At 34.2% G+C, this 24064-nt stretch carries 15 protein-coding genes; 13 read left to right on the top strand and 2 right to left on the bottom strand.

Annotation, left to right across the window (positions count from 1 at the left end):
- Positions 1 to 39 precede the first annotated feature (39 nt).
- The 4 genes from J3495_RS02290 to nagB all read left to right on the top strand — a co-directional run bounded on the left by J3495_RS02290 (position 40) and on the right by nagB (position 6248).
- Positions 40 to 696, top strand: coding sequence for a response regulator (locus J3495_RS02290; RefSeq protein WP_210664942.1), 657 nt, complete (start codon positions 40 to 42; stop codon positions 694 to 696).
- Between the two features lie 52 nt (positions 697 to 748).
- Positions 749 to 1918 carry a PAS domain-containing sensor histidine kinase gene (locus tag J3495_RS02285; protein WP_210664941.1) on the top strand — a complete coding sequence of 390 codons (1170 nt, stop codon included), beginning with the start codon at positions 749 to 751 and terminating at the stop codon, positions 1916 to 1918.
- Between the two features lie 180 nt (positions 1919 to 2098).
- The gene (locus J3495_RS02280; RefSeq protein ID WP_210664940.1) at positions 2099 to 4192 is read left to right on the top strand and encodes an alpha-L-fucosidase; all 2094 of its coding nucleotides are present in this window, start codon (positions 2099 to 2101) and stop codon (positions 4190 to 4192) included.
- Between the two features lie 142 nt (positions 4193 to 4334).
- Positions 4335 to 6248 carry a glucosamine-6-phosphate deaminase gene (nagB, locus tag J3495_RS02275; RefSeq protein ID WP_210664939.1) on the top strand — a complete coding sequence of 638 codons (1914 nt, stop codon included), beginning with the start codon at positions 4335 to 4337 and terminating at the stop codon, positions 6246 to 6248.
- A gap of 180 nt (positions 6249 to 6428) precedes the next feature.
- Here the strand turns inward: nagB and J3495_RS02270 are convergent, their stop codons facing one another.
- Both J3495_RS02270 and J3495_RS02265 read right to left on the bottom strand, forming a co-directional pair.
- Positions 6429 to 7142, bottom strand: coding sequence for a LytR/AlgR family response regulator transcription factor (locus J3495_RS02270; RefSeq protein ID WP_210664938.1), 714 nt, complete (start codon positions 7140 to 7142; stop codon positions 6429 to 6431).
- A 69-nt stretch (positions 7143 to 7211) separates the two neighbouring features.
- Entirely contained in the window at positions 7212 to 8270 is a 1059-nt protein-coding gene (locus J3495_RS02265) for a sensor histidine kinase (RefSeq protein WP_210664937.1), read from the bottom strand.
- A 121-nt stretch (positions 8271 to 8391) separates the two neighbouring features.
- Between J3495_RS02265 and J3495_RS02260 the strand changes: the two genes are divergently transcribed.
- The 9 genes from J3495_RS02260 to J3495_RS02220 all read left to right on the top strand — a co-directional run bounded on the left by J3495_RS02260 (position 8392) and on the right by J3495_RS02220 (position 24056).
- Complete coding sequence (locus J3495_RS02260; protein ID WP_210664936.1) at positions 8392 to 10635, top strand: GH92 family glycosyl hydrolase; 2244 nt, start codon at positions 8392 to 8394, stop codon at positions 10633 to 10635.
- Positions 10636 to 10667: 32 nt separating this feature from the next.
- The gene (locus J3495_RS02255) at positions 10668 to 12545 is read left to right on the top strand and encodes a sodium:solute symporter family protein (protein ID WP_210664935.1); all 1878 of its coding nucleotides are present in this window, start codon (positions 10668 to 10670) and stop codon (positions 12543 to 12545) included.
- Positions 12546 to 12832: 287 nt separating this feature from the next.
- Entirely contained in the window at positions 12833 to 13798 is a 966-nt protein-coding gene (locus J3495_RS02250; RefSeq protein WP_210664934.1) for a glycoside hydrolase family 130 protein, read from the top strand.
- 7 nt (positions 13799 to 13805) lie between these two features.
- Complete coding sequence (locus tag J3495_RS02245) at positions 13806 to 14870, top strand: carbohydrate-binding family 9-like protein (RefSeq protein ID WP_210664933.1); 1065 nt, start codon at positions 13806 to 13808, stop codon at positions 14868 to 14870.
- A gap of 7 nt (positions 14871 to 14877) precedes the next feature.
- Entirely contained in the window at positions 14878 to 15957 is a 1080-nt protein-coding gene (locus J3495_RS02240; protein WP_210664932.1) for a putative glycoside hydrolase, read from the top strand.
- Positions 15958 to 16045: 88 nt separating this feature from the next.
- Positions 16046 to 17062 (top strand): isoaspartyl peptidase/L-asparaginase family protein, encoded by a 1017-nt coding sequence (locus J3495_RS02235; protein ID WP_210664931.1) that lies wholly within the window; start codon positions 16046 to 16048, stop codon positions 17060 to 17062.
- Between the two features lie 10 nt (positions 17063 to 17072).
- Positions 17073 to 20213: a glycoside hydrolase family 2 TIM barrel-domain containing protein gene (locus J3495_RS02230; RefSeq protein WP_210664930.1), complete on the top strand. Its 3141-nt coding sequence runs from the start codon at positions 17073 to 17075 to the stop codon at positions 20211 to 20213.
- Positions 20214 to 20219: 6 nt separating this feature from the next.
- Complete coding sequence (locus tag J3495_RS02225; RefSeq protein ID WP_210664929.1) at positions 20220 to 22541, top strand: beta-N-acetylhexosaminidase; 2322 nt, start codon at positions 20220 to 20222, stop codon at positions 22539 to 22541.
- 30 nt (positions 22542 to 22571) lie between these two features.
- Positions 22572 to 24056 carry an alpha-L-fucosidase gene (locus tag J3495_RS02220; RefSeq protein WP_210664928.1) on the top strand — a complete coding sequence of 495 codons (1485 nt, stop codon included), beginning with the start codon at positions 22572 to 22574 and terminating at the stop codon, positions 24054 to 24056.
- Positions 24057 to 24064: the final 8 nt, after the last annotated feature.

Here is a 24064-nt window from a genome sequence, read left to right as displayed (position 1 = left end):
GATGAGTTAGTGAACAGAGTTGCAATAATTTAATTACAAATGAAATCATCAGATCAATATAATTTTTTAATTGCCGATGATCACAGCGTAGTGCGTCAAGGTATTTCTTTGATATTTAAGGATTTATTTTTAAATGCTGAGGTTTTTAAAGCAGGATCTTTCAAAGATATTTTTAAAATATTAAGTGAAGTTTACGTTGATTTATTGGTTCTGGATGTTCATTTTCCGGATGGCAATAGTTTGAATATTCTGGCAGAAATAAAAGCAATCCAACCAGATATTAAAATACTTGTATTTTCTGCCTGTGATGAAAATATTTATGCTATGCGCTACCTGAATAATGGGGCATCAGGCTATTTGAATAAAGGAAGTTCAGAAGATGAAATGAAATTTGCAATTAATACTATGATTTCATCAGGGCAATATATTAGTCAAAATATAAAAGAGAGAATCTTAGATTCTTTTATTTCAAAAACAATAGTAAATCCGTTGGATATTTTATCAAATCAAGAAATTGAAGTCGCAAGATTGTTAATCAAAGGATATGGAAACTTAGAAATTCTGGAATTATTAAAGTCAAAAAAAGATATTATTACAGTTAATAGCTATAAAAACAGAATTTTTGAAAAACTTGGAATAGATAATTTACCTGATTTAATTAACCTTTTTCAGTTGTATTTTGAAGAAAAAATATAATAACTAATCAAGAGAATATGTAGAAATTTATTAATTTATAAAAAGTACAATTATGGAATTCAATTTTTATAAAACGAAAATAGAAAACACTGTTAATCAATTGAAAGTAAAATTGTTTGACAACATCCAAGATGCATTTTTTGTATTAACGGTATCGCCAAGTAATGATTACGATCTGCCATTTGTAAATGATTCGGTGTATGAAATGTTTGAAATATCAGAAGATGAGATTTTTATAAATAAAGTATTTTATATTTATAATCAAATTCATCAGGAAGATAAGAAACTTGTGAAACAATCTTTATTTGACTCGGTCAAAGAAGGAAAAAGATGGGACACTATTTTTAGGGTAGAATTACCCATCAAAGGGTTATGTTGGTTTAAAATTTCCTCAACAAGTGAGATAAATAGTGATCAAAGTATTACTTTTTACGGACGAATTACAGATATAACAGATTCTAAAATACAGCGTACAGACATTCCTATAGATGATTCATCCCAAAAGGGAAAAGAAGAATCAAAGGTGATAAATAGAACGGAGTTATCCAGCCAAAACAATAACAGATTACTGAATTTTTCACATATTGTATCACATAATTTAAATTCGCATGCGGGCAATTTTAAGCTTCTTTTGGATATGTTTGATTTGGAGGATAATTTTGCTCAAAAACGGGAGACGATGAAGTATCTTCGAATTGTTTCTAATGATTTAAATAAAACAATTGAAGATTTATCTCAAATAGTCAATATACAGAACAGTAAGGATATTGTTGTAAAACCTCTCAATTTGAACGATTATTTAAGTAGAGTGCTTAATATTGTTAGTGCTTACAGTTATAAAAATAATGCTACCATTGTAAATAATGTGCCTAAAGATGCTACGATTAATTTTAATCCCGCCTATCTTGAAAGTGTTTTGCAAAATTTATGTACGAATGCAATTAAATATGCCAATCCTGAAAAGTCTTTAATAATTGAATTTAATTTTTTTGTAGAAAACGAACAGAAAGTGTTTACCATAAAAGACAATGGTTTAGGGATTGATCTGGAAAAGTACGGACATCTGTTGTTTGGAATGTACAAAACATTTCACAAGCACGAAAATGCCAATGGTATAGGGCTTTACATAACGAAAAATCAGATTGAGTCCATGAATGGGCGAGTGACTGTTGAGAGTCAATTAGGAAAAGGAACCACTTTTAAAATTATTTTTAATGGTTGAGTTACCTTGATTTCCTCTTTTTTTTAAATCATATTTTTCTTGTGGATTTTTTTTAACATCTAAATTTTACCAAAACTCTTTTAAAAAGGTTGTTGGTCGAAATAGTATTTATCAGAGAAGTCTTTTTGCTTAATATTGTGTTGTTACTACTTTAATAACAAAATGTTAATCAAAACTGCGATGAAAAATATTTTTCTATTACTAAGTTTTTTTATTTTACTAACTCCAATTTATGGTCAGAAACGGGTTACACCTCCTGAGCCGTTTGGCCCTTTACCAACGCAAAAACAATTGGACTGGCACGAAATGCAATTCTATGCATTTATTCATTTTTCATTAAATACGTTTACAAATAAAGAATGGGGGTATGGTGATGAATCTCCACAATTGTTCGATCCAAGTGATTTGGATGTACGTCAATGGGCTCGTACTGCTAAAGAAGCTGGAATGAAAGGAATTATATTGGTCGCAAAGCATCATGATGGATTTTGCTTGTGGCCTTCGGCGTACACAGAACGCTCTGTGAAAAATTCTCCTTGGAAAAATGGCAAAGGTGATTTGGTTAAAGAATTGGCTGCTGCATGTAAAGAATATGGACTTAAATTAGGGTTGTATCTTTCACCTTGGGATAGAAATAATCCTGATTATGGTAAACCTGCCTATATTACTTATTTTAGAAATCAATTAAAAGAATTACTAACCAATTATGGAGATGTTTTTGAAATGTGGTTTGACGGAGCAAATGGTGGCGATGGTTACTATGGAGGTGCTAATGAAATTAGAAAAATAAATACTTTAGAATATTACAATTGGGATGAAACTTATGAGTTAATATATAAAATAGCACCCAAAACATTGGTTTGGGGTATTGGACCTTCGGAGGCCAGATGGATAGGCAACGAGGAAGGTTATGCCCATGAAACCAATTGGAGTCTCTTACGTCAAAAAGATGACTTAGCTGGAAAAGTGCATTATACAGAATACATGTCTGGTCATGAAGATGGCGAAAAATGGGTTCCTGGAGAAACCAATGTTTCGATACGACCAGGTTGGTTTTATCATGCTGTAGAAGATGATAAAGTGCACACACTAGACGAAATGGTAGATTTTTATTATCATTCTATAGGTCGTAATTCTACTTTTTTATTGAATATTCCTCCTGATAAAAGAGGATTGATTCATGAAAATGATATTCAAAGATTAAAAGAATATGCAGCCATTATTAAAAAGGATTTCAAGACAGAAGTACTTGCAAAAAGTAAAGTTAGTGCCAGTAATTGGAGAGGTAATAGTACAGAATATGCTGCTAAAAATACAATTGACGGAAATAAAGAAACGTATTGGGCAACGGATGATAATGTAAAAAAAGCTTCTATATTATTTACATTTAAAAAACCAACAGCTTTCAATCGGATTTTATTGCAAGAATATATAAAATTAGGACAGCGGGTTAAAGTATTTACAGTTGAAGCAAAAGTAGATGGAGAATGGCAAACTATTGCCAATGAAACAACTATTGGTTACAAAAGAATATTGAGAACAAAAAGAGTGACAGCTTCTGCGCTTAGGATTAATATTACCGATTCTAAATCAAGTATTGTGATTTCTAATATTCAGGCCTTTAATGCGCCTACTTTTGTGCGAATGCCAGCTGTACAAAGAGATAAAAATGGAATGGTTTCTATGGATTCCGAAGCAGAAAACACGATTTATTATACTCTTGATGGGACAAAACCTACTGCAAAAAGCTTTAAATACAGTGGTTCTTTTAAGTATGATAAAGCAGTCGAAATAAAGGCTATTTCATTACATAATAAAGAGAAAATAAGTAGTGCTATTCGAATTGTTAAGTATGGTGTTTCTAAAGAAAATTGGAAAATTGTTTCAGCTTCCAGTGGTGACTTAAAAACAGTGAATAAAATTATTGATGGTAATCCTGGCACAACCTGGGGTTTTGAAGAAGATGTCAATCAACATGCACAAGAAGTAATTATTGATTTAGGAAACGAGATCACCATAAAAGGGTTTACTTACACTCCGCAACAAGTAGGCAATCCTCTTAATTTAATTTCGAACTATGAATTTTATAGTAGTATAGACGGAAAAATTTGGACTAAACAATCAGAAGGCGAGTATTCAAATATAAAGAATAACCCAATAGAGCAAATCAAAACATTCGATCCGGTAAGAACAAGATATTTACGTTTTGTAGCTAAATCAGGTCTTGACAGATGTAAGACTGTAACTATTGGAGAGCTTAGTATTGTGGAGTAATTATTTCTGTTTTAGGGATTGAATAAAATACAAGTCTAAAAAAATGTCTTTTGCCGAAGTTGACAGGTTATTGGTCGAATTTTTGATTTAATCGATAGGCTAATTCTTAATTTTATACTAATGATAAACGAAATAGCATTAAATGATTAAGGAAGGCATAAATTTTAGTGAGGCTGGAAAGTTTGAAGAAACTCGTTTTGAAAAGATTCATAACGTTATTTTCGAATCGTCTCATGAAGCTTCAATATTAGTAGCGCAAGAAATAGCCAACATCATTCAAAGAAAAGAAGAGTTGAATGAACCTTGCGTTTTAGGCTTAGCAACAGGGTCTTCACCAATAAAAGTTTACGAAGAATTAGTCCGACTACATAAAGAGGAAGGTTTAAGTTTTGCTAATGTGGTAACTTTTAATCTCGATGAGTATTATCCGATGGATCGCAATAATATTCAAAGTTATCATCATTTTATGCATGAGCATCTTTTTGATCATGTGAATATTTTGGAGGGAAATATCAACATTCCTGACGGAAAGATAAGTAGTGAAGAGCTACAGCAATATTGTATAGATTATGAAATGAAAATTAAGGCCTATGGCGGATTGGATTTTCAGTTATTAGGTATTGGAAGAACAGGTCATATCGGATTTAATGAGCCTGGATCTCATGTTAATTCTGGTACAAGAAGTATAACGCTAGATCATTTGACACGCCAAGATGCTGCATCATCATTTTTAGGAATTGATAATGTGCCTCGAAAAGCGATTACTATGGGAATTGGTACTGTAAAAAATGCCAAAAGAATTGTTCTTCTTGGATGGGGAATTAGTAAGGCGGATATCATCAAAGAGACTATCGAAGGAGCAATATCTTCGAGAGTGCCAGCAACGTATTTGCAAGAACATAAAAATACAACGTTTGTTTTAGATACCGAAGCTTCATCAGAGTTGACTCGAGTAAAAACACCTTGGTTAGTTAAATCAATTGTTTGGACAGAAGAGTTAAAACTTAAAGCTGTGGCTTGGTTGAGCGAATTGACTAAAAAGCCTTTTCTTAAACTAACGGATAAAGATTATAACGATAATGGAATGTCTAGTCTTTTGACAGAAGAAGGAACTGCATACGATTTGAATATTAAAATGTTTAACAAAATGCAGCAGACCATTACTGGCTGGCCAGGTGGAAAACCCAATGCTGATGATACTTACAGGCCTGAACGTGCTACGCCTGAGAGAAAAAGGATTATCATTTTTAGCCCGCATCCTGATGATGATGTTATTTCGATGGGAGGAACTTTTGATCGACTTGTAGAACAGGGACACGATGTACATATTGCCTATCAAACTTCAGGAAACATAGCAGTTTCTAATGAAGAGGCTTTAAAGTTTGCCGAAATTTCAAAGGCATTAAATGCAAATTCTAATGAGTCTGAAGATATTATCAACTTTTTAAAAACTAAAAAAGAGAATGATATTGATTCGCTGGAAGTTAGAAAATTAAAAGGGTTAATTAGAAGAAGCGAATCTCTTGCTGCGACGAGATATTTAGGCGTGCCAGATTCAAATGTAAATTTCCTTGATTTGCCTTTTTATGAAACAGGAACAGTAAAGAAAAATAATCTCGGAGAGGAAGATATACAAATTATGTGTGACATTATTGAAAGAGTAAAACCACATCAAATTTATGCCGCCGGAGATCTGGCAGATCCACACGGAACACATAAAGTTTGCCTGGATAGCTTATTTGAAGCTCTAAAAAGACTAAAACACAATAGTTTTATGAATGATTGCTGGGTTTGGCTGTATAGAGGGGCTTGGCACGAATGGGAGTCCTATCAGATTGAGATGGCAGTTCCGATGAGTCCGGATCAGGTGCTTAAAAAACGTCATGCTATTTTCTATCACCAATCTCAAAAAGATGGAGTGATGTTTCAGGGAGATGACAGTAGAGAATTTTGGGTAAGAGTTGAAGATCGAAACAGATTGACAGCAGAAAAATATCATGCTTTAGGACTGGCTGATTACTCGGCAATTGAAGCATTTAAACGATACCATTTTTAGGTTGGTATTGTTTTAGAAAATTAATAAACTATTTCATGTGGTTTATTTGGTTAGTTACCTATATGTTTAAAATGCAATCATTTATGGTTGCATTTTTTTTGTTTTATAGAGATGTTATAAATCTAGTGTAGAAAAAAGCGCAAAACGGTACGCTTTTAAGAAGGAGAACTTAATTTTTTTTTACATAGGAGAATTTAAAATTCTTTGTTTTACATGGTCGATATAAGATCTACCGATAACATATCTAAGGCCTTCAATCTCAATACTGTTTCCTTCAACAGCATCAATTTTATCGATGGCGATCGTGTAAGATCGGTGTATTCTTAAAAAATTTCTTTCGGGTAATAATTCTGTAAAATCAGATAATGTGCTGTGTATGATGTATTTGCCTGTTAAAGTGTTTATTTTTAAATAATCCTTCAGGCTTTCTATGACTAGAATTTCATTAAAGAAAATTTTCTTCATTCTTTTTTTGTCAATTTTAACAAAAATAAAAGGGCTTTCAGGATTATTTTCTGTAATTACTTGGGTGTTGTTTTCCAGTCTTTTACTTACCTTATTTAATGCCTTCATCAATCTCGGAAACTCAATTGGTTTTACCAGATAATCCAACACGTCTAATTCGTAAGTTTCGATCGCAAACTGACTATATGCGCTCGTAATAATAAGTAATGGCGGGTTATCCAGACTTTTAATAAAATTAATACCATCAAGAACAGGCATATTGATGTCAAGAAAAATCACATCTACCTTGTTGTTTTTCAAAAAATTAAGACCTTCTATTGGATTACTAAAAGTATTGATTACCTCAAAATTTTCAATAGGATCTAAATAATTTTTAATAACATTAATAGCCAATGGCTCATCATCTATAATTAGGCAATTTATTTTCATTTCTGGTTGTTATTATTTGAGCGAAATAATTTTTGTAACGATGACTTTTTAGAAAAAAAGCAGTGTGTCTCAAGAGACTTTAATGACAAGTTTAACAACAAAAATATCCTTTTTATTTTTAAATGAAAGCTTATAATCATTTTTATTATAGCCAAGTTCAAGTCTTTTTTTAACATTTTCTATACCTATGCCACTTGACTTGTTAAAATTTTCTTTGTGTTGTGTAATTTCTGGCGTTGGGTTCGAAATTGTAAAATGTAGAAAATCTCCTTTAATTTTAAAATTAATATTTATAACTACTTTTCCGGTGTTTTTATTAACGCCATGTTTGAAAGCATTCTCAATAAAGGTCAATAATATAATTGGAGATATTTCTTTATCGTGAATGTCTCCGGAAATAGACATGTTTACCTCAAGGCGATCATCATTTCTAATTCTTTCTAAATCAAGGTAATTTTGAATGCAAAGTATCTCGTTTTCTAAAGTTTGGCGCTTACTTTTTGTTTCGTATAACATGTAACGCATTAATTCAGATAATTTTAGAACTATTTTAGGTGTTTTGTTTGATTTTTCTACCGATAAAGAATAAATGTTATTAAGCGTATTAAAGAAGAAATGCGGAGAAATCTGAGATTTTAAAAAAAGCAATTCGGTCTCTAACTGTGATCTTTCAAGATCAGTAACTCTTTTTTGTTCTTTTAAAAAATCCAAAGTGATTTTTATTGCCGTTACAAAAGTAATGACATACAGTTCTCCCATCATCATGTCGATGGTATAGTTGAGCGTTAATTTATCTATGGTTTCAGGACCTTCGGGCCAAACTTCATGGGTTATTAATAAATAGGTAAGGTTAAATTTTACGATCACCATCATAAATATAGCCGCTAAAACCGAAATAATATACAAGATATATTTTTTTCGATATACCAAATATGGCATAAAAATTAAAATATTCAAATAACACAACGTCATGTGAATCGGAAATCCTAATAAATTTGTTTTAAAGGAATATAGATAATCATTAAAATAGCTTCCCCATCGAAAGGTATTAAATAAAAAATAAGTCAGCCAAAAGATGATATGATAATGAAGCGGTATTCGATATAATTTGCCGGAATTGAAATTCATAATTATAGTATTTTTTGTGACTTTTTTTGATGTTTATCTAAGTTTAAGTGTTGTCCGTCTAAATTACTTTTAATAAAAATCAAATTTATCTAAATTTAAAGTTAAATTAACATTGTGCTCTATGAAGAATTTTACACTGCTAGTTTTGTTGATTATTTTAGTTGCAAGTTGCAAAATAAATGTAAATAAAAATACTCATCAGCAAACACTTTTTACCAACCATGTTGATCCGCTTATTGGTACAGGTGGTCACGGCCATACCTATCCCGGCGCAACTGTTCCTTTCGGGATGTTGCAGGTGAGTCCCGATAATGGTATTTCAAACTGGGATTGGTGCTCGGGATATCATTATTCTGATGCTACTGTGGCTGGTTTTAGCCATTTGCATTTAAGTGGTACCGGAATTGGTGATTTGGCAGACATTCTATTCATGCCCATTAATAAAAAAGTCGATTTGACGACCAAAACAACTTCTAGAGATCAATTACCTTATAAATCATCATACAATCATGTTAACGAAAAAACAACACCGGGTTATTACCAGGTTTTTCTTGAAGATCCTAAAATTAATGTAGAGTTAACAGCATCACAACGCACTGCTTTTCATAAATATACCTTTACTAAAGGCGACAAGCAATCGGTCGTGATCGATCTTGGTTTTGCAATCAACTGGGACAAAGCCTTAAAAACATCCCTTAAAGTTGAAGATAAATATACCATTAGTGGCTATCGCTACAGTACAGGTTGGGCAAAAAATCAGAAAGTATTTTTTGTCGCTCAATTTTCAAAACCTATTGCAGAATCTGTTTTAATTGCTAATAAAAGTGTTATTACCGGCAATAGTGCAGAAGGAGAAGATACTGCGGCTCAGTTATTTTTTGATCCCGCAAATACAGATAAATTATTGGTAAAAGTAGCGCTGTCTTCTGTGAGTGTGGCTAATGCCAAAGATAATCTGGAGGGTGATAATTCTAACTTTGAAAAAGCAAAATCAAAAGCTACCAAAATTTGGAACACTGCTTTGAGTACAATTACTGTGGAAACTCCCACAGATTCTTTAAAAACCATTTTTTATACGGCGATGTATCACGCTCAGATTGCCCCTGTAACCTATAGTGATAAAAACGGTCAGTTTAGGAGAGAAGATGATCAAATTGTTACAGCAAATGATTATACTGCTTACTCGACCTTATCACTATGGGATACTTTTAGGGCCGAAAATCCTCTGTTGACTTTATTGGCTCCAGACAAGGTTTCGGATATGGTAAACTCGATGCTCGCCTATTATGATACAAAAAAAATATTGCCCGTTTGGACACTTTATGCCAATGAAACCAATACAATGACGGGCTATCATTCTATTCCTGTAATTGTAGATGCATATCTAAAAGGAATTAAAGGTTTTGATGCGGAAAAAGCTTACGAAGCTATGAAAGCCACAATGATGCAAGACGAACGGGGATTAAATTTCTACAAAAAATACGGCTATATTCCGTATAATTTATTAGACGAATCGGTTACTATTACTTTAGAATATGCTTTTGATGATTGGTGTGTGGCACAAATGGCAAAAGCTTTAGGGAAAAATGATGATTATCAATTTTTTCTAAATCGTTCTAAAGCCTATCAATATTTATTTGATTCGAAAACAGGTTTTATGAGAGGTAAATCGGAAGATGGAAAGTCATGGAACGAACCTTTTGATCCTAAACATTCGAACCATAGAGAGCATACCGATTATACTGAAGGAAATGCATGGCAACACAGTTGGTTTGTACCGCAAAATGTAGAGGATTTTATCTCACTTCACGGAAGTGATGCCATTTTTACCAAACGTTTGGAGCAACTTTTTACGGAGAGTTCAGAAATTACAGGAAACAATGTTTCGGCTGATATTTCGGGTTTAATTGGGCAATATGCGCACGGCAACGAGCCAAGTCATCATATTGCTTATATGTTTAATAAAGCCAATGAGCCTTGGAGAACACAATATTGGGTACGTCATATTTTAGACACACAATACAATACAACGCCAAACGGATTGAGCGGTAATGAAGATTGCGGTCAGATGTCGGCTTGGTATGTTTTTAGTTCATTAGGATTTTATCCAATGAATCCGGCTTCGGGAGAATACGAAATCGGAAGTCCAATTTTCGAAAAATCAACGATACATCTTCAAGGCGGAAAAACCTTTGTAATCGAAGCAGAAAATGTTTCCGATAAAAATTTTTACATTCAATCGGCAACATTAAACGGTGTTCCATTCAACAAAACACTCATCACGCATAAGCAAATACTGCAAGGCGGAATTCTACACTTTGTGATGGGAGCGGAACCCAATAAAAACTGGGGAATTAAAAAATAAAAACAAGCGTAACTAACTAATAAAATTAATTAATGGACATTATTGACGTATCAATTATCGTAGCTTATATTCTCCTCTCAGTGGGCATAGGAATCTGGATTTCGAGAAAGGCTTCGAAAGGCTTGGATGATTATTTCCTTGGTGGAAAAACAATCAAATGGTATTTCTTAGGGCTAAGTAACGGATCTGGAATGTTTGATGTTTCGGGGACTTCCTGGATGATTGGCGTCTTGTTTTTATATGGTGTAAAAAGTTTTATGTTTATGTGGCTTTGGCCAATTTGGAATCAGATTTTTGTAATGATGTTCCTCGCCGTTTGGATACGAAGATCGAAAGTAATGACAGGTTCTGAGTGGATTTTAACCCGATTTGGAAGCGACAGAGCCGGAAAAGCATCACACATTATAGTAGCTATTTTTGCCATTATTTCTACAATTGGTTTTATCGCTTACTTTTTTGAAGGAATCGGGAAATTTGTAACTATTATTCTTCCTTGGGATTTAACGCTTCATTACGGAGATTTAATTTTGCTGACTTCTGAGCGTTCTTATGCGTTAATAATTATTCTTTTAACTACAATTTACACCGTAAAAGGCGGAATGTTTTCTGTAGTAGCCACAGAAGTGGTACAATATTTAATCATGATTATTGCGGGTGTTTTAATTGCCGGTTACGCATTTGTCAATTATACAGATGTTCAAATTAATTCGGTTATAACCGAAGAATGGAAAAATGTTTTCTTCGGATGGCAGTTCGAACCCCAGTGGAGCGATAAGTTTCAGACCTTTAATAATCTCATTGATTCTGAAGGCTACAAAATGTTTGGCGCTTTTATCGGAATGACCTTGTTTAAAGGCTTTTTTGCCAGTATTGCCGGGCCAACGCCAAGTTACGATTTACAACGTATTCTTTCTACCAAATCGGTAAAAGAAGCGGCTTATATGAGTGGTTTTACCAACCTGATTTTGTTTATTCCGAGGTATTTATTAATTACCGGAATTGTGGTAATTGCTTTGATGAATTTAGCTCCGGAACTAAATGCAAATACTGGTTTGACAGGTGCTGACTTAGAGTTATTAATGCCCAAAGTGGTCAATTTATATATTCCTGTTGGAATAAAGGGAATTTTATTAGCGGGCTTATTGGCTGCATTTATGTCGGGATTTTCAGCTTTTGTAAACGCCGGGCCGGCCTATATTGTAAATGATATTTATAAAAAATATTTCAAACCTGTGGCCACAAATGCTCATTATATAAAAGTGAGTCAGATTTCTTCTTTTTTGGTGGTAGGTTTAGGAGTATTCATGGGTTTTTTTGCAGACTCAATCAACTCACTAACTTTATGGATTACCAGTGCCTTGTACGGTGGTTATGTAGCCGCCAATTTTTTAAAATGGATTTGGTGGCGTTTTAACGGATGGGGATATTTCTGGGGAATGTTTGCTGGTTTATTGGTAGCTTCTTTTCAGTTTGTTTTAGGGCAAAATAAAGGAAATTTTACACCGGGATCATTTTTATATGATTTGTCAGAGGTACAGGCTATTTATTTATTTCCGGTAATATTTGGTTTTTCTATTTTAGGTTGCCTTCTCGGAACTTTTCTCAGTAAACCAACAGATATGGACGTTTTAAGATCTTTTTACAAAAATGTAAGACCTTGGGGATGGTGGAATCCCGTATACAAAACACTAAAATTAGAAGATCAGTCTTTCGAAAAAAACAATGATTTCTTCCGAGATATGCTCAATTGTGTCATCGGGATTGTGTGGCAATCGAGTATGATTTTACTTCCGATATTTTTTATTATTAAAGATTATCCGAAAGCAATTACAGCATTAGTAGTGTTTTTAGTGACAACAACGATATTAAAATTTACTTGGTTAGATAAGGTTCGGAAAATAGAGGATTAATACTTATAGCAATTGTGTCAAAGTTTCACGCCAAAGTTTGTCTTTCCGAGGAACGAGGAATCTTAGAGAGAAACTCTACAAAGATTGGCTAATTTTCACGAGGAGCTTCTTGCGCAGATCCTTCCTTCGTCAGGATGACAAATTGAGTGGAGTAGTAAGAATATAAAACTTTATTAAAGATTCAAACTTTTACAAAGTTTTTAGAAATAAAAATGTAACACATAGAAGCATTGGTTTTGATTGTGTTAAAAAATATTTAATATAAAAAACAAACAAAATAAAGCAAAATGAGCACAATTCCTTGGCAAGACAGACCAGAAAACAACAATGATGTAATGTGGAGATATTCTAATAATCCCATTATAGAAAGATATGCAATACCTTCATCAAATAGTCTTTTTAACAGCGCAGTTGTTCCTTTTGGAGATGGCTTTGCAGGTGTTTTTAGATGTGATAACAAAGCGGTTCAAATGAATATTTTTGCTGGTTTTAGTAAAAACGGAATCGATTGGGATATTAATCACGAGCCAATTGTAATGCAATCGGGGAATACAGAAATGATAGAATCGGCTTATAAATATGACCCTCGCGTTGTTTTTATCGAAGATCGCTACTGGATTACATGGTGTAATGGTTATAACGGACCCACAATCGGAATTGGGTATACTTTTGATTTTAAAGAATTTTTTCAGTGCGAAAATGCTTTTTTACCTTTTAACAGAAATGGGGTATTATTCCCTCAAAAAATAAACGGAAAATACGCGATGTTAAGTCGTCCGAGTGATAATGGTCATACGCCTTTTGGAGATATTTGGATCAGTTACAGCCCAGACATGAAATATTGGGGAGAACACCGATTAGTAATGAAACCAAGTCCTTTTGAGCAAAGTGCCTGGCAATGTACCAAAGTGGGAGCAGGGGCCATCCCGATTCTAACTAATGAAGGCTGGTTGATGTTATATCACGGCGTGATTAATACTTGCAATGGTTTTCGTTATGCAATGGGAGCAGCCCTCTTAGAGGTTGATGCACCTGAGAATGTAAAATACAGAACACAGCCTTATTTACTTGGACCTGCAGAAATTTATGAGCAAGTTGGCGATGTACCCAATGTCGTATTTCCTTGTGCAGCTTTGCACGATACAGAAGAAGATAAATTGGCCGTTTATTATGGTGCTGCAGATACTGTGGTGGCCATGGCATTTGGTAAATTAAGTGAAGTTGTTCAGTTTACAAAAGATAATAGTTTATAGAAAAAATATGGGTTCAAAATTTCAATGGTTAACCGTCATTTTAGCATTTCTTTCGATAATGGGGTATTCACAATCGAATAAAACCATTACGCCCAAAACCTATGTGGCCACTAAAACCAGTGATATTATTGTAATTGATGGAGAAGAATCGGATGTTTCTTGGAATAAAGCAGATTGGACCGATCTTTTTGAAGACATAGAGAATAACGAAAAACCTAAATATGCAACACAAGTTAAAATGCTCTGGGATGATACCAATTTTTACATACTGGCAAAAATGGAGGAGCCACATGTTTGGGCCAATTTGAAACAGCGCGATACTATTATTTTTTACAACAACGATTTTGAAGTTTTCATAGATCCCGATAGCGACACTTTCAACTATTACGAATTAGAGATAAACGCCTTAAACACCGCTTGGGATCTATTTTTGTCAAAACCTTACAGAGAAAATGATAATGTTGTTTTAAATGACTGGAATATTCCGGGTCTAAAATCGGCAGTTAAAATCAACGGAACGCTAAACAATCCAAACGATATCGATCAGGGTTGGGTATTAGAAATGGCAATTCCCTGGGCATCTTATAGAAAATCTAATAACGAAAATAATGTACCTGAAGATAAATTTTGGAGGGTCAATTTTTCAAGAGTAAATTGGCAACATACTGTAAAAAATGGCAGTTACATGCGCAAGAAAGATGCCGACGGAAAATTTTTGCCCGAGTACAATTGGGTTTGGTCACCAATGGGTGTCATCAATATGCACGAGCCAGAAAAATGGGGTTATGTTTATTTTTCATCCAAAGAAAAAGAAATTTTTACAATTCCGCAGGAAGAAAAAGTAAGATGGGAGCTGTACAATTTGTATCGGGCTCAGAAAGAATATTATCAAAAACATAAAACATGGGCAAAGTCTTTAACGAGTCTTACTAAAGAAACCATCAGCGTTGATGGTAAAATTTTGAAACCAATAGTAGAAAATCATTCGGCAGGATACAACATAACAATAAAAAGTCCTTTTTCCAATAAAACCTTAATTATCAAACAAGATGGTCAAATCATATCCAACTAAAATAACCATGAAACTATCTCAATTATTACTTTTTTTTCTGGTAATAAGTACTATTTCATGTGTAAATAAAGACGAAAAAACTACTTTTAAATTTGGGGTTTGGACTACCGCTGATGCTAAAAAAGCAGATTCGGAATACACAAAAGAATTTAAAAAATACAAAGCTGGCGGAATTGACGAAGTATTAATCAATACGGGAACAGATCCAAAATTGCTAAAAAGATTAGTACCACTGGCTACAAAAGAAGGTTTAAAAGTTCATGCATGGATCATGGCCATGAACCGACCTGGAGATTCAATTGCATTGCAACATCCTGATTGGTACATGGTGAGTAAAGAGGGAAAATCATGTTTTGATAATCGTCCGTATGTCGATTATTATCAATGGTTATGCCCAACAAGAAAAGAGTCCAGAGAACATGTTTTGGGCTTGGTGGAAGAATTGGCAAAAGTAGAAGGTATAGAAAGTGTACATCTGGATTATATTCGGTTTCCAGATATTTTTTTACCAATTAGTTTATTGCCAAAATACAATTTAGTTCAAGACGAAGAATTACCGCAATTTGATTTTTGTTATTGTGATGAATGTATCAAAGCTTTTGAAAAAATTCATCATAAAAATCCAAAAAAGAGCCACAATACTTCTATCGATATGGAGTGGAAAAACTTTAGATTGAATGCTATAAAATCGGTGGTAAATGATGCTTACAAAATTGCTCATAAATACAACAAAAACTTAACGGCTGCAGTATTTCCTTATCCAGAAATGGCAGATCACATGGTACGCCAACGTTGGGACAAGTGGAACATTGATGAGGTATATCCGATGATTTATCACAGTTTTTATAATGAAGAAATTGACTGGGTAGGTTATGCAACCCAACAAGGAGTAGCAGATTTAGAGGAAAAAAAGATCAAAATAAACACCGGAATTTACATTCCAGGATTAAAATCAGATAAAGAATTAAGGGAAGCAATCCTACTAGCCAAAGAAAATGGAGCCAAAGGGGTTTCTTTTTTTGATGGTAATGCTTTATCCGATAGTAATTTAAAAACCATTGCAGCAACAAAAGCCATTTTGAAATAAATGATTCGAAATAGTTATCAATATCGCTTATTTAAGTAGACATAATTGCATAACTTTTCATCCGAAATGTTTCATAAAAAATAAAATTATGTCGAATAGAAGAGATTTTATAAAAAAAACCACTTTAGGGACATTTGCTCTAAGTGCTTCTTTGGGGTATAGCGGATTTGCTAACGACAAGGAAAATGTAACGGAGAATACTGGTAAAAAACAAAAAAAGCCCGTAATTATTTCAACATGGAATCATGGCCTTCCGGCAAATGAAGAAAGTTGGAAACAATTAAAAGCAGGAAAATCAGCCTTAGACGCTATTGAGGCGGGCATGAAAATCCCAGAAGCAGATCCTAATATTCGCAGTGTAGGTTATGGAGGATATCCTGACCGTGAAGGAAAAGTAACTTTGGATGCGTGTATTATGGATCATAACAGCAACTGCGGCTCTGTTTGTTTTTTGCAAGGAATCAAACATCCTATTTCGGTGGCTAAAAGAGTACTACAAAATACGCCTCATGTCATGTTAGCAGGCCAAGGTGCTTTGCAGTTTGCTCTTTCAGAAGGATTTAAAGAAGAAAATTTATTAACTCCTGAGTCAGAAAAAGATTGGAAAAAATGGCTGGAAGATTCAAAATACAAACCAGTTATCAATATAGAAAATCACGATACAATTAGTATGTTAATGTTGGATAAAGACGGCAATCTTGCCGGTGGCTGTACGACCAGTGGTGCCGCCTGGAAGATGCATGGTCGCGTCGGTGACTCCCCAATCATCGGCGCGGGTCTTTTTCTGGACAACGAAGTAGGTGCCGCAGCAGCAACCGGTCTCGGAGAAGCTGTTATTAGAACGGCCGGAAGTGCAATGGTTGTCGAATTAATGCGCCAGGGAAAATCGCCTTACGATGCCTGTAAGGAAATTACAGAACGCATTTATAACAAACATAAAAACCATAAAGACATGGAATACCTGCAAGTAGGTTTTATTGCTTTGAATAAAAATGGTGAACATGCTGGCTACAGCTTAAGATCAGGTTTTAATTTTGCAGTTTCTGATGACGAAAACGGACATAGAATGGAAGATGCAAAGTTTAAAATGTCTTGGGATAAATAATAAACAAGCAATGAAAAAAACGGCATTCATAGTAACTTTCATTATTACTTTTATAGGAACTGTAAAAGCGCAGGAAAGTGTTCCTTTTTGGCAAAACGAAAAAATTAATGAGGAGAACAGGGCGTCAATGCATGCCTCTTATTATGTGTATGAAAATGAAACAATAGCCGCAAAAAACAACTGGAGGCAATCGAAAAATTATTTGGATATAAACGGAACATGGAAATTTAAGTATGTAAATAGTCCTGCTGAATTGCCTGATAATTACGAAAAAAACACTTTTGATGATTCAGCTTGGGACAATTTTAAAATTCCTGCTACTTGGGATGTAAATGGTTATGGGTTTCTTGTTTATACCAATACGACTTATGATTTTGATTATTTAATGAAGCCAAATCCTCCGTTTGTTCCTGCACAATATAATCCGACGGGTGTTTACCGAAAAGAGGTTACAATTGATAAATCCTGGGCAGGAAAAGATGTTTTCCTGCATATAGGTGCCGCAAAATCAAATCTTATGGTTTGGGTAAATGGCGTATATGTAGGTTATGGCGAAGACGGCAAATTACCATCTGAATTTAATTTGAATAATTATATAAAAACGGGTAAAAATACGATCACTCTTAAAGTAATGAAATGGAGCGATGGTTCGTATTTAGAATGTCAGGATTTCTGGAGAATGAGCGGAATTACACGTGATTCTTATTTGGTTGCCAGAAACAAAACGCATTTAAAAGATTACGAAATTGTTCCAGATTTAGATGCATCTTATGTAAACGGATCTTTAAAAATTACAACTCTGTTTTCAAATTTAAATAAAAAAGACAATTATACGCTTGACGTTCAGCTTAAAGACGGGTCGACAATCATAGCTTCAAAATTGATTACTTTGCTAAGCGAAAAGCAAACTTTTGATTTCGATGTAAATAATCCGAAGAAGTGGAGTGCAGAAATTCCTAATTTGTATCAAATTACTTTTCTTTTAAAAGATAAAAAAGGAAATATTGTAGAAGTTATCAATCAGAATATTGGTTTTAGAAAGGTAGAAATTAAAGGTGGTCAACTTCTCGTAAACGGAAAAGCAATTTATATAAAAGGTGTAAACCGCCATGAGACTGATCCCGTTACGGGACAAACAATTTCTAGAGAACGAATGGAGCAGGATATTAAAGTCATGAAACAATTTAATATCAATGCCGTGAGAATGTCGCATTATCCTAACGATGAATATTTTTACGAATTATGTGACAAATACGGAATTTATGTCGTGGATGAAGCCAACATAGAGTCGCACGGAATGGGTTATGATATTACCAAAACTTTGGGCAATAAACCAGATTGGGAGCTTTCGCACCTAGAACGCATGGAGCGCATGATTGAAAGGGATAAAAATTATCCTTCGATCATTATTTGGAGTATGGGTAATGAAGCAGGTAATGGTTACAACTTTTACAGAGGCTATTTGTGGATTAAAAATCGTGATAAATCAAGACCAATCCAGTACGAAAGAGCAACCGCCGGCGCTTGGGACGGAAAAGATTTAAAGTTTGAATGGGACTCTGATATTATTGACCCTATGTACAGTTCTCCCAATAAAATGGAAGAATATATTCTGGCAAATCCTAATCCAAGTCGTCCATATATTCAATGTGAATATGCGCATGCCATGGGAAATTCGATGGGAAATTTTAAAGATTATTGGGATGTATTCAGAAAATATCCAAATTTTCAGGGAGGTTTTATCTGGGATATGATCGATCAGTCGGTATATAAAACGCAGCCAGATGGAACTCGAGTTTTGGCTTACGGAGGCGATTTTGGTCCCAAAGGCGTAAGAAGCGATAATAACTTTTTAGACAATGGCGTGTTTTCTCCGGAGAGAACTCCGAATCCACATGCTTTTGAAATGCGAAATGTAATGCAAAACATTCTCACTTCATGGCAGGACTTGAATACAACAACCATTAAAGTTTATAATGAATTTTCGTTTAAAGATTTGAGCAATATTCGTTTGCAATGGAAATTAGTTTTAGATGGCAAAGCCGATGCATCAGGCGCTATTGAAAATTTAGAAATAAATCCGGGCCAATATAAAACGTTTCAATTGCCTATTAATTTAGAAGGAAAAGAATTTCAGGAGGCATTTGTGGTGGTTTCGTATCAGATTAAAGAAGACGAGCCCTTTTTACCAAAAGGTTTTGAAATTGCAACAGAACAATTGGCGTACAAAGGAACTTGGAAAAATGATATTACAATTGAAGGTGCAGCAAAGATAATTATTGAGAAAAATTTGGATAACACCGTTTTTAAAAGTGAAAAAGCGACTGTAACTTTCGATAAAAAAACCGGATTTATTAATGGTTATTCATTCAATAATCAGCCCATTCTAAAAGAGGGTTATCAATTGCGCCCTAATTTTTGGAGAGCGCCAAATGATAATGATTTTGGAGCTTTATTTCAAGAAAAATTAGTAGCATGGAAGGAAGCAACAGAAAATCCTACACTTGTAAGCTGGACATATTCAGTTGGAAAAGACAATAAGATTCTGGTAAAAGCTACGTATAATTTACCTCAAGTTTTCTCGGCAGTAGTATTAAATTATGAAATAAATAGTAACGGAGAGTTGAGTCTTAAAGAGCAATTAATTATTGATAAAACTAAAGAACAACCTATGTTGCCAAGATTTGGTATGGAAATTATTGTTCCGAAAGATTTTAGCAATATGAGTTATTACGGAAGAGGTCCACACGAAAATTATAGCGACAGAAAGTATAGTGCTCAGGTCGGAATTTATAATCAGACGGTTACAGAACAATATTATCCGTACATCCGTCCGCAGGAAACTGGAAATAAAACTGATGTGCGCTGGTTAGAATTATCAAATGATAAATTGAAAATAACAGTTACATCTGATGAATTATTGGCTGTTACGGCTTTGCATTATTTAAACGAAGATTTAGATGATGGATTGAAAAAAGACCAACGACACGCCGCCGAATTGAAAGAAAGAGATTTAACAAGTTTGAAAATTGATTACAAACAAATGGGTGTTGGCGGAATTGATAGCTGGCAAGCCTGGCCAATGGAAAAATATCTGTTAAAAGATGCAACTTATCAATATCAATTTAAAATAACACCATCAATAAAATAATTCATTATGAGGATATTAAAACCATTCCTTATCGTTTTTTTTCTAACTTTTGTAAGTACTGTATATTCTCAGAAAATATATACAGAAAAAGAGATTCAAATTATTCCAAAACCATTACAATTGCTTATTCAACCAGGTGTATTTGAATTTTCTGAAAAGACGAAATTTGTTGTAAATAATGTTTTTCAAAAAGAAATAACTGCCGTTTTAATAGAGAAATTTGGTGCTGCTGCTGGATGGAGTCCTGAATTTTCAAATGCAATTCCGCAGAGTAATTTTATTCAATTCAAAACAGATGAAACCTTAAATAAAGAGGCATATAAACTAGAAGTTACCTCAAATGTTATTACAATAACAGCAAAGGGTAATGCGGGCTTTATTTACGGTTTAGAAACGATTAGACAATTGCTCCCGAGTGCTATTGAAAGCAAAAATGTAGTGCCGAATGTAAAATGGCAAATTCCGAATGTTGTCATTACTGATGAACCTCGTTTTCAATGGAGAGGATTGATGTTGGATTTGTCACGTCATTTTTTTGATAAAAATTATATTATTCAAACCATTGATCGCTTGTACATGCTTAAAATGAATGTTTTGCATTTGCATTTGGTCGATGATCAGGGTTGGAGAATAGAAATAAAAAAATATCCAAAATTAACCGAAATCGGTGCATGGAGAGTCGATCAGGAAAATCTAGCGTGGAATGCCAGATTAACAGTAAATCCGGATGAAAAAGGAACGTACGGAGGTTTTCTGACACAAGAAGAATTAAAAGAAATTGTAAAATATGCTGCCACCAAAAACATCGAAATCATTCCAGAGATCGAGATGCCGGCGCACGTGAGCAGTGCCATCGCATCGTATCCAGAATTGGCTTGTTTTAATCAGCGTATTGGTGTGCCTTCAGGCGGATTATGGCCGATTACCGATATTTATTGCGCAGGAAAAGAAACTACTTTTGAGTTTTTGCAGAATGTAATTGATGAGGTTATTGCTGTTTTTCCTTCAAAATATATTCATATTGGTGGAGACGAAGCCACCAAAACCAATTGGGAGAAATGTCCTAATTGTCAAAAAAGAATGAAAGACAACGGTTTGAAAAACAGCCACGAATTGCAAAGTTATTTCGTTAAACGAATGGAAAAATACATCAATTCGAAAGGTAGAAAAATAATCGGCTGGGATGAGATATTAGAAGGTGGGCTTGCTCCAGAAGCTACAGTCATGAGTTGGAGAGGAACTAAAGGAGGTACCGATGCGGCCGAGCAGGGTCATGACGTGATTATGACGCCAGAATCACATTGTTATTTTAATTTTTATCAGGGACCTCAAAACGAAGAACCTATCGCTTTTGACGGCTATACACCCTTGAGTAAAGTATATGAATTTGATCCTGTTGTACCCACGATGACACCAGAACAGGCAAAACATGTTTTGGGTGGACAAGCCAATTTGTGGGCAGAACACCTGCCTAAACCAACGGATTCAGAATACATGATTTTTCCTAGAATTGCTGCTTTGGCCGAGGTTTTATGGACTAAAAAAGAAAGTAAAAACTGGAATGATTTTACAGACAGATTAACCTTTTTGCTAGAGCGTTACGATTATTTAGGTATCAATTATGCAAAAAGTGCTTATTTGGTTACCGCTTCTTCAAGTGCTAACATGACGCAGAAACAAATTAATGTTACATTAAAAAATGAATTTCCAAATCCTGATATCCGTTATGTTTTGGGAGATAAAAGTCTGGCGGGCAATGCTATAAAATATACAACTCCTATTGAGTTTACCGGAAACACAATTTTAAAAGCATCTCTTTTTCAAAATGAAAAACTGGTAGGTAAAATTTTTACAGATACGATTGTTTTTCATAAAGCATTTGCCCACAAAGTGACTTATTTAACCCCTTTTAATCAAAATTATAAAGGTGATGGTCCTTTTATGATGGTCAATACTATCAGAGGTTCGAAGAATTTTCATGATGGTCAGTGGCAGGCGTGGTTGATTAATGATATGGAACTTGTTATCGATCTAGAAAAAGAACAGAGCGTAGAACAGGTCACTCTTGGAACTTTGGAAAGTCAGGGTTCAGGAGTTAATTTTCCAACACAAATAAAAGTTTTAGTGTCCAGCGACGGCTTCAAATATAAAGAAGTTGGCAAAGTCGTGCGTCCTTATGCTGCGAATGTAAATTCGGAACTAAAAGATTTTAAAATCAATTTTGAAAAACGCAGCGCAAGATTTGTAAAAGTAATTGCTTTTAACTTAAAGAAAAGTCCTAAAGAAGAAGATTCTTGGCTGTTTGTGGATGAGGTTTTGGTAAATTAAAAAGAATAATAAATTATAAACATATTAAAAATGAAAAGAATACTATTCATAATCGCCATTTTATTTTCCCTTCAAATGTTTTCGCAAGCCATTTATGAAGACGAACGCTATGTGCCAGAAACAGATCCGTTGGTGTTAAAAAATTTAGAAGAATGGCAAGGCAAAAAATTTGGATTATTAATGCATTGGGGTACTTACAGCCAATGGGGAATTGTAGAATCCTGGTCAATTTGCCCTGAAGATTATGGATGGTGTGAACGTAAAAAAGGAAGTAATCCTGGCAATTACACAGCATATCTAAAGGAGTATGAAGGATTGAAGAAAACATTCAATCCCGTAAAATTTGATCCTGTAAGATGGGCAAAAGCGGCCAAAGCTGCAGGTATGAAATACATGGTTTTTACCACCAAACATCATGACGGATTTAATATGTATGATACAAAATACTCTGATTATAAAGTAACAGATAAAGATTGTCCTTTCAGCGTTAATCCGAAAGCTGATATTTTAAAAGAAGTTTTCAATGCTTTTCGAGCTGAAAATATCTCGACAGGAGCTTATTTCTCTAAACCTGATTGGCACAACGAAAATTACTGGGATCCTTATTTTCCTCCATTCGATAGAAACGTAAATTATGATCCGTCTTTATATCCAGAAAAATGGCAGAAATATGTTGATTTTACCCATAACCAAATTTTAGAAATTCTTACCAATTACGGTAAAGTTGATATTTTATGGCTTGATGGCGGTTGGGTTAGAAAAAGAGACCAACAAAACCTAAAAGAAAACTATGATGAAAAGTTTACTGAAAACGAATCTAAAAACGGTTTTATCAAGCATAGAGTGGTAGATCAAGATCCTAAAATGGATGAATTGGTTGTAAAAGCACGCCAGAAACAACCGGGACTAATTGTGGTAGACAGAGCTGTTCATGGAAAAAACCAAAATTATTTAACACCCGAAGGACGTGTTCCTGCTAAAACATTACCTTACCCTTGGGAGTCTTGTATTACATCAGGTGGTGGATGGTCTTATTCTCCAGATGTTACCTACATGACTGGAAGACAAGGTATCCACATGCTTATTGATATTGTAGCAAAAGGAGGGAATTTATTATTGAATGTTGCACCAAGTCCTGAAGGAGAGTGGCAACAAGGCGCTTATGATCTATTAGCAGCATACGGAGACTGGATGAAGGTTAATAGCACTGCTATTTATGATACAAAACCTATTGAGCCTTTTAAAGAAAATAATATTTGCATGACCCAAAATAAAAGCGGAAATGTATTCCTGTTTTATTTGGCTAAAGAAGGCGAAACCAATATTCCTGCTGAAGTTGTTGTAAAATCTATCAATCCTAAAAAAGGCACAAAAATTACGATGCTGGGCGCTAAAACACCATTGAAATGGACCAAAGAAAAAGAAGGATTTAAAGTAGTGATTCCGGAGAATTTACGAAATAATTTGCCTTGCAAAGAAGCATGGACGCTAAAAATTGAAGCGATTAACCAATAGAAAATTAT

This window comes from Flavobacterium geliluteum (assembly GCF_017948595.1).
Lineage (GTDB): Bacteria > Bacteroidota > Bacteroidia > Flavobacteriales > Flavobacteriaceae > Flavobacterium > Flavobacterium flavipigmentatum.
Note: the sequence above shows the minus strand (reverse complement) of the source record. Positions and strands in the feature narration are given on the sequence as shown.

Bases quoted from the DNA above. Each gene is read 5' to 3' on its own strand.
- J3495_RS02290 (WP_210664942.1), top strand. From the start codon at position 40: ATGAAATCATCAGATCAATATAATTTTTTAATTGCCGATGATCACAGC.
- J3495_RS02285 (WP_210664941.1), top strand. From the start codon at position 749: ATGGAATTCAATTTTTATAAAACGAAAATAGAAAACACTGTTAATCAA.
- J3495_RS02280 (WP_210664940.1), top strand. From the start codon at position 2,099: ATGAAAAATATTTTTCTATTACTAAGTTTTTTTATTTTACTAACTCCA.
- nagB (WP_210664939.1), top strand. From the start codon at position 4,335: ATGATTAAGGAAGGCATAAATTTTAGTGAGGCTGGAAAGTTTGAAGAA.
- J3495_RS02270 (WP_210664938.1), bottom strand. From the start codon at position 7,142: ATGAAAATAAATTGCCTAATTATAGATGATGAGCCATTGGCTATTAAT.
- J3495_RS02265 (WP_210664937.1), bottom strand. From the start codon at position 8,270: ATGAATTTCAATTCCGGCAAATTATATCGAATACCGCTTCATTATCAT.
- J3495_RS02260 (WP_210664936.1), top strand. From the start codon at position 8,392: ATGAAGAATTTTACACTGCTAGTTTTGTTGATTATTTTAGTTGCAAGT.
- J3495_RS02255 (WP_210664935.1), top strand. From the start codon at position 10,668: ATGGACATTATTGACGTATCAATTATCGTAGCTTATATTCTCCTCTCA.
- J3495_RS02250 (WP_210664934.1), top strand. From the start codon at position 12,833: ATGAGCACAATTCCTTGGCAAGACAGACCAGAAAACAACAATGATGTA.
- J3495_RS02245 (WP_210664933.1), top strand. From the start codon at position 13,806: ATGGGTTCAAAATTTCAATGGTTAACCGTCATTTTAGCATTTCTTTCG.
- J3495_RS02240 (WP_210664932.1), top strand. From the start codon at position 14,878: ATGAAACTATCTCAATTATTACTTTTTTTTCTGGTAATAAGTACTATT.
- J3495_RS02235 (WP_210664931.1), top strand. From the start codon at position 16,046: ATGTCGAATAGAAGAGATTTTATAAAAAAAACCACTTTAGGGACATTT.
- J3495_RS02230 (WP_210664930.1), top strand. From the start codon at position 17,073: ATGAAAAAAACGGCATTCATAGTAACTTTCATTATTACTTTTATAGGA.
- J3495_RS02225 (WP_210664929.1), top strand. From the start codon at position 20,220: ATGAGGATATTAAAACCATTCCTTATCGTTTTTTTTCTAACTTTTGTA.
- J3495_RS02220 (WP_210664928.1), top strand. From the start codon at position 22,572: ATGAAAAGAATACTATTCATAATCGCCATTTTATTTTCCCTTCAAATG.